General features: G+C 65.1%; 9 protein-coding genes and 2 riboswitches. All 9 genes read left to right on the forward strand.

What is annotated here, in order from left to right; genetic code table 11:
* Nucleotides 1–256 precede the first annotated feature (256 nt).
* The 9 genes from ABIB95_RS08730 to ABIB95_RS08770 all read left to right on the forward strand — a co-directional run bounded on the left by ABIB95_RS08730 (nt 257) and on the right by ABIB95_RS08770 (nt 12,116).
* Nucleotides 257–1,387: a M20/M25/M40 family metallo-hydrolase gene (locus ABIB95_RS08730; protein ID WP_354238747.1), complete on the forward strand. Its 1,131-nt coding sequence runs from the start codon at nt 257–259 to the stop codon at nt 1,385–1,387.
* Nucleotides 1,388–1,481: 94 nt separating this feature from the next.
* A riboswitch (glycine riboswitch) is annotated at nt 1,482–1,585 on the forward strand.
* A 3-nt stretch (nt 1,586–1,588) separates the two neighbouring features.
* Nucleotides 1,589–1,703: riboswitch (glycine riboswitch) on the forward strand.
* A gap of 67 nt (nt 1,704–1,770) precedes the next feature.
* Nucleotides 1,771–3,072 (forward strand): D-amino acid dehydrogenase, encoded by a 1,302-nt coding sequence (locus ABIB95_RS08735; RefSeq protein WP_247309500.1) that lies wholly within the window; start codon nt 1,771–1,773, stop codon nt 3,070–3,072.
* Between the two features lie 181 nt (nt 3,073–3,253).
* Nucleotides 3,254–4,195: an ABC transporter permease gene (locus tag ABIB95_RS08740; protein WP_014494267.1), complete on the forward strand. Its 942-nt coding sequence runs from the start codon at nt 3,254–3,256 to the stop codon at nt 4,193–4,195.
* Between the two features lie 20 nt (nt 4,196–4,215).
* On the forward strand, nt 4,216–5,103 hold the full coding sequence (locus ABIB95_RS08745; protein ID WP_354238750.1) for an ABC transporter permease: 888 nt from the start codon (nt 4,216–4,218) through the stop codon (nt 5,101–5,103).
* A 14-nt stretch (nt 5,104–5,117) separates the two neighbouring features.
* Nucleotides 5,118–6,767 (forward strand): ABC transporter ATP-binding protein, encoded by a 1,650-nt coding sequence (locus ABIB95_RS08750; RefSeq protein WP_063986265.1) that lies wholly within the window; start codon nt 5,118–5,120, stop codon nt 6,765–6,767.
* Nucleotides 6,768–6,980: 213 nt separating this feature from the next.
* Nucleotides 6,981–8,486: a M81 family metallopeptidase gene (locus ABIB95_RS08755; protein ID WP_354238752.1), complete on the forward strand. Its 1,506-nt coding sequence runs from the start codon at nt 6,981–6,983 to the stop codon at nt 8,484–8,486.
* A 13-nt stretch (nt 8,487–8,499) separates the two neighbouring features.
* Entirely contained in the window at nt 8,500–9,663 is a 1,164-nt protein-coding gene (locus ABIB95_RS08760) for a M20 aminoacylase family protein (RefSeq protein WP_063982461.1), read from the forward strand.
* Nucleotides 9,664–9,665: 2 nt separating this feature from the next.
* The gene (locus tag ABIB95_RS08765; protein WP_354238754.1) at nt 9,666–11,087 is read left to right on the forward strand and encodes an amidase; all 1,422 of its coding nucleotides are present in this window, start codon (nt 9,666–9,668) and stop codon (nt 11,085–11,087) included.
* Between the two features lie 138 nt (nt 11,088–11,225).
* Nucleotides 11,226–12,116, forward strand: coding sequence for a crotonase/enoyl-CoA hydratase family protein (locus ABIB95_RS08770; RefSeq protein ID WP_063982459.1), 891 nt, complete (start codon nt 11,226–11,228; stop codon nt 12,114–12,116).
* The last annotated feature ends 33 nt before the right edge of the window (nt 12,117–12,149 follow it).

Consider the following 12,149-nt stretch of genomic DNA (forward strand, 5'->3'; position numbering starts at 1 on the left):
CTGACGTGAAACTGTTCAAAGGCAGGTTATTGGTTGAGCATTCGGTTCGTTCTTTAGGCGAACTAACCTCATGCGATGCCTTTGTCTTTCGAGACTTGCAGACAGTGTTGAGCGCGTCAATCCGGTTTCGCTGCAGCCCCAAGCGGCGCGCCCACGGGCTCCACAAAGATCGGTTTGGCTCTACAACGCTTTCCGCCAGTCCCGTCCGCGCCAATGCAATGCGCGTTCCATCTTTCGAAGCTTGAGAGACATTAAGATGAATCCAGCCAATCTTCCCTTCGATTCCGAGGCGATGCTCCAGGGCCTGCGCACCTGGGTGGAATGCGAGAGCCCGACCTGGGACGCGGGTGCCGTCAACCGCATGCTCGATATCGCAGCGCGGGATATGGCGATCATGGGTGCGACGATCGAACGCATCGGCGGCCGACAGGGCTTTGGCGGCGTGATCCGCGCGCGCTTCCCGCATCCGAAACAGGGCGAGCCGGGCATCCTGATCGCCGGCCACATGGATACCGTCCACCCGGTCGGCACCATCGAGAAGCTGAAATGGCGGCGCGACGGCAACAAGTGCTACGGCCCCGGCATCTACGACATGAAGGGTGGCAACTATCTCTCGCTGGAAGCGATCCGGCAGCTGGCACGTGCGTCCTTCACCACGCCGCTGCCGATCACCGTGCTGTTTACGCCCGACGAGGAAGTCGGCACGCCCTCGACGCGCGACATCATCGAGGCGGAAGCCGCGCGCAACAAATATGTGCTGGTGCCCGAACCGGGCCGCGCCGACAACGGTGTCACCACCGGACGTTACGCCATCGCGCGGTTCAATCTGGAAGCGACGGGCCGGCCGAGCCATGCCGGCGCGACATTGTCGGCCGGACGCTCGGCGATCCGCGAGATGGCGCGGCAGATCCTCGCCATCGACGCGATGACGACGGAGGATTGCACCTTCTCGGTCGGCGTCGTGCACGGCGGACAATGGGTCAATTGCGTTGCCACGACCGCCACCGGCGAGGCGCTGTCCATGGCCAAGCGCCAGGCCGATCTCGACCGCGGCGTCGAGCGGATGCTGGCGCTGTCGGGCACGACCAATGATGTCACGTTCAAGGTGACGCGCGGCGTCACGCGCCCCGTATGGGAGCCCGATGCCGGCACCATGGCGCTGTATGAAAAGGCGCGCGGCATCGCCAAGTCGCTCGGCACTGAGCTGCCGCATGCGAGCTCTGGCGGCGGCTCCGACGGCAACTTTACCGGCGCGATGGGCATCCCGACGCTCGACGGCCTCGGCGTGCGCGGCGGCAACGGCCACACGCTCGAGGAGTTCATCGAGGTCGAGAGCCTAGTTGAACGCGGGCGCCTGATGGCCGGCTTGCTGGCGACGCTCGACTGACGACGCAGCCTTCGCACTGCACAATGCGTTGGCAGTCGCGGTTTAAATTTAGCCTTGTCTAAAAATGAGGCGCATCGTACTGCTCGATTGTCCACGCGACGATGCGGGAGAGATCGCAACGAGAGTTCAGGCTTTCGTTGCGGCGCCGACGGAGCAACCGCCCCGGAAACTCTCAGGCAAAAGGACCGTATCGTCAGGACGATCTGGAGAGAGGCGGCACGGCCAATGTGGTCGTGACGTCCACCGAAGGGGATAGTCCGGAGCTGACCTCGCCGAGGTCCGCGCCGGATCAAGCTCTCAGGTAACCGTGACAGATGGGGCGCCGCCAACGGCCTTTGGCCGGCGGTTAGCCGACTCTAACTCACGGGAGCCCCGAACCTGCCATGACCCATATCGCCATCATCGGCGCCGGCATCACCGGCGTAACGACCGCCTATGCCCTGCTTGAACGCGGATACAAGGTGACGGTGCTCGACAAGCACCGCTACGCCGCGATGGAGACCTCCTTCGCCAATGGCGGACAGCTCTCCGCCAGCAATGCCGAAGTCTGGAACAGCACCGCCACGATCCTGAAAGGCCTGCGCTGGATGTTCCGGCGCGATGCGCCGCTGCTGATGAACCCGCGGCCGAACTGGCACAAATATTCGTGGATGAGCGAGTTCGTCGCCAACATCGGCAACTACCGCGCCAACACGGTTCAGACCACGCGGCTCGCGATCGAAGCCCGCAAGCATCTGTTCGAGATCGCGGAGCGCGAAGGCATCGACTTCGATCTCGAACGCCGCGGCATCCTGCACATCTATCACGACAAGAAGGGTTTTGAATCCGGCCTGCAGGTCAATGCGCTGCTGAAGGAAGGCGGGCTCGATCGCCGCCCGGTGACGCCGGAGGAGATCCGCGCCATCGAGCCGACGCTGCGCAAGGACTATTTTGGCGGCTTCTACACGCCGTCGGATGCCACCGGCGATATCCACAAGTTCACGCGCGGGCTTGCGGAAGCCTGCAAGCGGCGCGGCGCGACCTTTATCCACGAAGCCAACATCGATTCCATTGCCCAGGCAGGTGGCGGCTTTGTCATCGGCTGGGCTGATCTTTCGGCCAGTGATGCTGTCGCATCCGCGCGCGGCATGCTGAAGGCTGATGGCGTCGTGGTCTGCGCCGGTGTGGCCAGCCGCCACTTCGCCGCCCTGCTCGACGAGCGCGTCAACGTCTATCCGGTAAAGGGCTACTCGATCACCGTGCAGCTCGACACTGCCGCAAGCCGCAATGCGACGCCGACCGTGAGCTTGCTCGACGAAGCCGCCAAGATCGTCACCAGCCGGCTCGGCGCCGATCGTTTCCGCGTCGCAGGTACCGCCGAATTCAACGACTTCAACCGCGACATCCGCGCCGACCGCGTGCAGCCGCTGGTCGACTGGGTGCGCAGCAACTTCCCCGGCGTCGAAACGTCCAAGGTCGTGCCCTGGGCCGGGCTGCGGCCGATGATGCCTAACATGATGCCCGTGGTGCGCGCAGGACGGATGCCGGGCGTGTTCTTCAACACCGGCCACGGCCATCTCGGCTGGACCTTGTCGGCGGCGACCGCACAGATGATTGCCGGGACCATCGACGGCTGGCGCGGGCTCAACGCACCGCCGACCGCACCCTCACTCAGGGTTGAGCGCGAGTTCCGCCATGCATCCTGAGTGGCCGATATCGGAGGCTCGGCGGCCTCTTGCGACCGCCCTGCCCTTGGCACACAATTTGCCCCGAAAGGTCGGCTTCTCCGGCCGGCTTTCCAGCCCGAGTGACAGGCGTGCATGATAGACAGAACCGATTCCACGGGGGCCTCTCGGCCCCACAAGTTCCGCAGCCGGAGATAGGTGCATGCTAGGTTATCTCATTCGCCGCGTTCTGGCCGCGGTGCCCGTGATGGGCGTCGTCGCGCTGTTCGTCTTCCTGCTGCTGCGGCTGACGCCGGGCGATCCCGCCGCCATTCTCGCCGGCGATAACGCGACGCCGGAACGGCTGGAACGCATCCGCGACTCGCTCGGCCTCAACGAGCCGCTGATCGTGCAATTCATCACCTGGGTGAACAAGCTGCTGCACGGCGATCTCGGGACGTCGCTGATCTCCAACCTGCCAGTCATGAAGATGATCAGCCAGCGCGTCGAGCCGTCGATCTCGATCGCGCTGTCGACAATCATTCTCGCCGTCATCGTCGCCGTGCCCCTGGGCGTCATCGCGGCATGGAAGCACGGCACCTGGATCGACCGTTTCGTGATGGGCCTCTCCGTGCTCGGCTTCTCCGTGCCGGTGTTCGTGGTCGGCTATCTCCTGATCGAGGTCTTCGCGATCGACCTGCGCTGGGTGCCGGTGCAGGGCTTCCGCAGCATCTTCAACGGCTTTGGACCGTTCTTCGAACGCATCATCCTGCCGACCTGCGCGCTCTCCTTCATCTACATCGCGCTGATCGCGCGCATGACGCGTGCGGCGATGCTCGACGTGCTCGGTGAGGACTACGTCCGCACCGCCCGCGCCAAGGGCATCAACGAGGTCGCCGTGATGATGCGCCATGCGCTGCGCAATGCCGCGGTGCCCGTCATCACCGTGATCGGCACCGGCTTTGCGCTGCTGATCTCCGGCGTCGTCGTCACCGAGAGCGTGTTCAACATCCCCGGCATCGGCCGCCTCACGGTGGACGCGGTGCTGGCGCGCGACTACCCAGTCATCCAGGCGATGATCCTGCTGACGTCGCTGATCTATGTCGTCGTCAATCTCCTGATCGACGTCGCCTACACGCTGCTCGATCCCCGGATCCGGTACTAGGGCTAAGGATAACAACAAAAATGTCCGTCGATAGCCTTCCCCAGTCGTCCATTCCGATCACGTCGCCGCTGCGGCCACGTTTCGGATTCCTCACCTCGACGCCGATCATCGCGGCGGCCACGATCCTGCTCGCGTTGATCGTGCTGATCTCGATCCTGGCGCCGCTGATCGCGCCGCACGATCCGGTCCAGCTTGCGCCCTCGCAGCGGCTGAAGCCGGCCTCCGCGCAGTTCCTGCTCGGCACCGACGCCTATGGCCGTGACCTCTTGTCGCGCGTCATCTATGGCGGCCGCATCTCGCTCCTGATCGGCATCGGCTCGGCGATCCTGTCGATCGTCATCGGTCTTGCGATCGGCCTCGTCTCCGGCTTCTTCAAGCTGGTCGATGCCGTCCTGATGCGCGTCATGGACGGCCTCATGGCGATGCCGAGCATCCTGCTCGCGATCGCCGTGGTGTCGCTGTCCGGCGCCAGCATCTGGACCGTGCTGGTCGCGATCACCATCCCCGAAATACCGCGCGTGGCACGCCTGGTGCGCTCGGTCGTTCTGTCCGCGCGCGAGGAGCCTTACGTCGAGGCTGCGATCTCGGTCGGCTCCAGCCTGCCGAAGATCATGTGGCGCCATCTGATGCCGAACACGATCGCACCGCTAATCGTCCAGGGCACCTATGTCTGCGCCTCCGCGATCCTGACCGAGGCCATCCTCTCCTTCCTCGGCGCCGGCATCTCGCCGGAGACGCCGACCTGGGGCAACATCATGGCCGAGGGCCGTCAGTATTTTCAGCTCAAGCCGACGCTGATCTTCTGGCCGGGCCTGCTGCTTTCGATCGCCATCCTCAGCATCAATCTGATCGGCGACGCCGCCCGCGACGCCCTCGATCCCCGCATGAAGCAGCGGGAGGGCAAGTGATGACGGATCAAGTGATGACCAACCCAGTTCTCGACATCAACAACCTCGTCGTCTCCATCGGCAAGAAGCCGAAGGGCGCAAACATCATCGACGGGATCTCGATCCAGGTGCATAAGGGCGAGACACTGTGTCTCGTCGGCGAAAGCGGCTCGGGCAAGTCGGTGACCTCGCTCACCACGATGGGCCTGCTGCCGAAGGGCACGCTGGTTCCGACCGGCGGCAGCGTCAAGCTGGTCGGCGAAGAGATTCTCACCGCGACCGATCGCCGCCTGCGCCAGCTCCGCGCGACGCAGATGGCGATGATCTTCCAGGAGCCGATGACCGCGCTCAATCCGGTGGTGCCGGTCGGCCGTCAGATCGACGAGGTCCTGCGCGCCCACACCGATCTCGACGCCAAGGCGCGGAAGAAGCGCATTCTCGACATGATGGAGCAGGTCCGCCTGCCCCAGGTCGAGCGTATCTTCGCCTCCTATCCGCATCGCCTGTCCGGCGGCCAGCGCCAGCGCATCATGATCGCGATGGCGCTGGTGCTGGAGCCGAAGCTGCTGATCGCCGACGAGCCGACCACCGCGCTCGACGTCACCACGCAGAAGCAGATCCTGACGCTGATCCGCGACCTCCAGCGCGATCACGGCACCGCCGTCCTGTTCATCACCCACGACATGGGCGTGGTCGCCGAGATCGCCGACCGCGTCGCCGTGATGCGACAGGGCCGGCTGGTCGAGACCGGTCCGCTCGAGACCGTGCTGCGCAACCCGACCATGGAGTACACACGCAACCTGCTCTCAGCGGTGCCGAGCCTGGTGCCGCGCGCGGCGCGGCCCGAGACCAAGGAGCCGGTGGTGCTGGAGGCCAACGAGCTCGGCAAGGTCTATAAGGAGCGCGCCTTCTTCGGCAAAGGCCGCGAGGTCGTCGCCGCCGACAAGGTCACGCTGACGCTGCGCAAGGGCCGCACGCTCGGCATCGTCGGCGAGAGCGGCTCGGGCAAGTCGACGGTCGCGCGGTGCATCGTGCGCCTGATCGATCCGACCTCCGGCGGCGTGCGCCTTGCCGGCCGCGAGATCGCCGACATCTCGCGCCGCCTGCTCCAGCCGCACCGGCAGAAGATCCAGATCGTGTTCCAGGATCCCTATCGTTCGCTCAACCCGCGCATTACCGTCGGCGAGAGCATCGCGGAAGGCCCGATCAATTACGGCACCTCGCATGCCGATGCGATGAAGCGGGCGCGCGAACTGCTCGAGCTCGTCGGCCTGCCCGCGGACGCAGTGACGCGCTATCCGCACCAGTTCTCCGGCGGCCAGCGCCAGCGCATCGCCATTGCGCGTGCGCTCGCGCTCGACCCCGACGTGCTGGTCGCGGACGAAGCGGTCTCGGCGCTCGACGTCTCGGTGCAGGCGCAGGTGCTGGAACTGCTCGACGAGATCCAGAACCGGCTCGGCATCGCCATCCTGTTCATTACCCACGATCTGCGCGTCGCAGCCCAGATCTGCGACGAGGTCGTGGTGATGCAGCACGGCCGTGTCGTCGAACAGGGCCTGGCCGCCGAGGTGCTGACGCATCCGAAGGAAGCCTACACCAGGGCGCTGCTGGAGGCCGCACCGGGCCGCGGCTGGGATTTTGCGAACTTCCGACCGGTGTCGGAAGGCGTCGCGGCGACGGCTTAGGTTTGTCCACTCGTCATTGCGAGCGGAGCGAAACAATCCAGAGTCCCTCTGCGGAGACGGTCTGGATTGCTTCGCTTCGCTCGCAACGACGGGTAGCGACCATCATCATTCGAAAATGACTTAAAGCCATGCGCGGCGGCATGGGCTCCTCGCTTGCCCCCGCCTCGAAGCCAAGGCTAACGTCGCGCACTTTCAAACGCTGGACCAGAATTAATGACACGTATCGCCGTAGGCGGCTTCCTGCACGAGACCAACACGTTCGCCCCGACGAAGGCGACTTTCGCGGACTTCCAGCATGGCGGCGGCTGGCCGGCCATGACGGAAGGCGCCGACGTATTGAAGGTGATGCGCCGCATCAATGTCGGCCTCGCCGGCTTCGTCGACAGCGCCGAAGCGAATGGCTGGAACCTCATTCCGACGATCGCCTGCGGCGCAAGTCCGTCGGCGCATGTCACCAGGGACGCCTTCGAGCGTATCGTGAAGGTGATGGTCGACGGTATCGCCGCCGCCGGTCCGCTCGATGCGGTCTATCTCGATCTGCATGGCGCGATGGTGACCGAGCATCTCGACGACGGCGAAGGCGAGATTTTGGCGCGCGTGCGCCGCGTCATCGGCAAGGACGTTCCGCTCGTTGCCAGCCTCGACCTGCACGCCAACGTCACGCCCGCGATGATGGAACACGCGGACGCGCTGATCGCCTACCGCACCTATCCGCATGTCGACATGGCCGAGACCGGCCGCGCCTCCGCAAGGCACCTCGCCCTGCTGCTGCAGACCAGGCAGCGCTTTGCAAAGTCATTTCGCCAATTGCCGTTCTTGATCGCGATCAGCTGGCAATGCACCAATGACTTTCCCACCAAGGGCATCTACGAAAAACTTGCCGCGCTGGAGAGCGACGCCGTTCCGACGCTGTCCTTCGCGCCCGGCTTCCCCGCAGCCGACTTCCGCGACTGCGGCCCGAGCGTGTTCGCCTATGGCAAGACGCAAGCCGATGCCGACCGTGCGGCCGATGCGATCGTCAAACTGATCGAAAGCCACGAGGACGATTTCGACGGCAAGATCTGGTCGCCCGACGACGGCGTGCGCCATGCGATGGAACTCGCCAAGGGCGCGAGCAAGCCGATCATCATCGCCGATACCCAGGATAATCCGGGCGCCGGCGGTGATTCCGACACCACCGGCATGCTGCGCGCACTGGTGCGCAACAAGGCGAGCGCCGCGACCGGCGCGATCTACGACCCGATCTCGGCCAAGGCCGCGCATGAGGCCGGCGTCGGCGCCACCGTGACGCTGTCGCTCGGCGGCAAATCCGGCATTCCCGGTGACGAGCCCTATCGCGAGACCTTCACCGTCGAAAAGCTCTCCGACGGACGCTTCGTCGCGCCCGGCCCCTATTACGGTGGCCGCGAGATGGAGATGGGTCCCTCCGCGTGCCTGCGCATCGGTGACGTCCGCGTCGTCGTCTCCTCGCACAAGGCACAGCTCGCCGATCAGGCGATGTACCGCTATGTCGGCATCGAGCCGACCGCGCAGAAGATTCTGGTCAACAAGAGCTCGGTGCACTTCCGCGCCGATTTCGAGCCGATCGCGGAAAAGCTGATGATCTGCGCCGCGCCCGGCGCGATGCCGGCCGACACAGCCACCCTGCCCTGGACGCGCCTGCGGCCGGGCATCCGCATCAAGCCGAACGGCCCCGTTTTCACTCCCCCATCACGCTAACCGGACAGGACACATGCCCACGATCGAGCGCATCGACGGCTTTGCCGACGAACTCACTGCTATCAGGCGCGACCTCCACGCCCATCCCGAGATCGGCTTCGAGGAAGTGCGCACCTCCGGCATCGTCGCCGACAAGCTGAAGAGCTGGGGCATCGAGGTGCACCGCGGTCTCGGCGGCACCGGCGTGATCGGCGTGATCAAGGGCAAGGGTTCGGGCAGCAAGCGCATCGGCCTGCGCGCCGACATGGACGCACTGCCGATGGAAGAGAACACCAATCTGAAATGGAGTTCGAAAATCCCCGGCCGCTTCCACGGCTGCGGCCATGACGGCCACACCACCATGTTGCTCGGCACCGCGCGCTACCTCGCCGAGACCAAAAATTTCGACGGCACCGTGCACCTGATCTTCCAGCCGGCCGAGGAAGGCCTTGGTGGCGCTCGCGCGATGATCAAGGACGGCCTGTTCGAGAAATTTCCCTGCGACGAGCTCTACGGCCTGCACAACGCGCCCGACCTCAACCTCGGCGAGATCGCGATCCTGCCCGGCCCCGCGATGGCCAGCGCCGACTTCTTCGACCTGCGCATCACCGGCTACGGCGCGCATGGCGCGATGCCAGAGCGCTCCAAGGACGCGGTGATCATCGCGACCACGCTGGCGCAGGCGATCCAGACCATCGTCAGCCGCAACGTCGAGCCGCTGCAGGCCGCCGTCATCTCGATCACGCAGATTCACGCCGGTTCCGCCTACAACGTCATCCCCGGCGAGGCCCATCTCTGTGGCACCATCCGCACCTTCTCGGATGAAGTCCGCGCCCTGATCGCCGAACGCATCCGTACGATCTGCGCCGGCATCGCGAGCGCCTATCAGTGCGTGATCGAAGCCGACATCCGCGACACCTTCGGCGTGCTGGTCAACCAGGTCGAGCAGTCCAAGGTGGTCGAGGAGGTCGCGCGCACCGTCGTCAACCCCGCCAACGTGATCACCCGCGCCCAGCCGAAGATGGGCAGCGAGGATTTCGCCGACATGCTGCAAACCATCCCCGGCGCCTATTTCTGGATCGGCCACGACGGCTCGGTGCCCGTGCACAATCCAGGCTTCGTGCTCGACGACAAGATCCTGCCGATCGGCGCCAGCATGTTCGCTCGGATCATCGAAACGCGCATGCCGGTAGGTTAGCAATGCACAAGAAGAGCGTCGAAGAGGCGGTCACCTCGCTGCACGATCTCTCCGCGGTCGATCTGATCGCGGGCTATCGGGCCAAGCAATTCTCGCCGAGCGAGGTGCTGGAGGACGTGCTTGCGCACGTCGCTGCGTGGGAACCGCATCTCAAGGCGCTCTACGCGTTCGATCCCGACAGCGCGCGCGAGGCCGCGAAGGCCTCGACCGCGCGCTGGAGCGGGGGCGAACCTTCCGGCGCGCTCGACGGCGTGCCTGTGACGGTGAAGGACAACATCGCGACCAAGGGCGTGCCCGTCCCGCTCGGCGCTGCGAGCGTGAAGCTCGTGCCGGCCGAGAAGGACGCCCCGCCCGCTGCGCGACTGCGCGAGGCCGGTGCGATCATCTTCGCGAAGACCACCATGCCCGATTACGGCATGCTGTCCTCGGGACTCTCCAGCTTCCATGCGCTGGCGCGCAATCCCTGGGACCTCTCCAAGAATCCCGGCGGCTCCAGCGCGGGCGCAGGCGCCGCGGCTGCGGCCGGCTATGGCCCCTTGCATCTCGGCACCGATATCGGCGGCTCGGTCCGCCTGCCTGCGGGCTGGTGCGGTCTCGTCGGCCTGAAACCGAGTTTTGGCCGCGTGCCGATCGACCCGACCTATGTCGGCCGTGTCGCCGGTCCCATGACCCGCACGGTCGACGATTGCGCGCTGATGATGAGCGTGATTGCAAAGCCCGACCGGCGCGACGGCATGAGCCTCCCCGCCGAGCCTCTCAACTGGAAGGGACTGGAGAAATCCCCGCGCAAACTGCGCATCGGCCTGATGCTCGATGCCGGCGTCGGCCTGCCGGCAGAACGGCCGGTCCGCGATGTTGCAGTGAAAGCCGCAAAGGCGTTCGAATCCGCAGGGAGCGTCGTCACCGAGGTCGACGGCATTTTGACCCGCGAGATGCTCGACGGCCTCGACAATTTCTGGCGCGCGCGGATGTGGGACGATCTGGCCAAACTGACGCCGGCCGAACAGGCAAAGGTGCTGCCCTACATCTTCAAATGGGGCGCATCCGGCGCAAGGCTCTCGGGTGTGGATGTCATCCGCGGCTTCAATCAGACCATGGCGATCCGCGCTGCCGCGTCAAAGCTGTTCTGCGAGCTCGACTACGTGATCTCGCCGACCGCGCCGAACGTGAACTATGCGGCGGAATGGGCCTCGCCCACCAACGATCCGATGCGGCCGTTCGAGCACATCTGCTATACCGTGCCGTGGAATATGTCGGAGAACCCTGCGGTCTCCATCAACGGCGGCTTCGACGCCAACGGCTTTCCCATCGGCGTGCAGATCGTCGGCCGCCGTTTTGACGATATCGGCGTGCTCGGCATGGCCAAGGCGTTCGAGGGCTTGCGCAGCGCACAGAAGCCCTGGCCGAGCCCGCCGGCAAAGTAAGCATTCCGTTATGGCCGAGCTTGTCCCGGCCATCCACGTTCTTGTACTGCTCGCATGCCCAGTCCGCGCAAGACGGACAACGGCGACCATGCGTCTCGTCTCATTGAGATCGCACTTAAGATGAGGAAGGAAACCACCATGGCGTATGAGACCATCAAGTACGAGGTCGCCGAGCAGATCCTCACCATCACGCTGAACAGGCCCGACAAGCTCAACGCTTTCAATGCGCAGATGCAGGCCGAGTTGATCGACGCGTTCGACGCCGCCGACAAGGACGACGACGTCCGCGCCATCATCGTCACCGGCGCCGGCCGCGGTTTTTGCGCGGGCGCTGATCTTTCCTCGGGCGCTGATACCTTCGATCGCGATGCGCGGCGCGGCCCGGTGAAGCGCTTCGCGGACGGCAAGGTCGATTACAGCGATCCGCAGGTGCGCGACGGCGGCGGTCAGGTGACGCTGCGCATCTTCAAGTGTCTGAAGCCCGTCATCGCCGCCGTGAACGGCCCTGCCGTCGGCATCGGCGTCACCATGCAACTCGCGATGGACATCCGCATTGCCTCGGATGCCGCGCGCTTCGGCTTCGTGTTCTCCCAGCGTGGCATCGTGCCGGAGGCCGCCTCGAGCTGGTTCCTGCCGCGCATCGTCGGCATCTCGCAGGCGCTGGAATGGTGCTATTCCGGCCGCGTCTTCCCGGCCCAGGAAGCTCTCGCCGGCCGCCTCGTCAGCAAGGTCGTAGCTCCCGATGATCTCTTGCCGACCGCCCGCGCGCTGGCCAAGGAATTCGCCGCCAAGACCGCGCCGGTGTCGGTCGCGCTGATCCGCCAGATGATGTGGCGCATGATGGGTGCCGACGATCCCATGGAAGCCCACAAGGTCGACAGCCGTGGCATCTATACGCGCGGCCGCTCGGACGACGTCAAGGAAGGCGTGGTGTCGTTCCTGGAGAAGCGTCCGGCGCAGTTCAAGAACAAGGTGTCGAGCGATATGCCGGATTATTTTCCGTGGTGGACGGAGCGGGAGTATAAGTAGGAGATCGTAGGGTGGGCAAAGGCGCTCTTGCGC

The sequence above is a fragment of the Bradyrhizobium sp. LA2.1 genome, from assembly GCF_040547725.1.
In the GTDB taxonomy this organism is placed as follows: Bacteria; Pseudomonadota; Alphaproteobacteria; order Rhizobiales; family Xanthobacteraceae; genus Bradyrhizobium; species Bradyrhizobium barranii.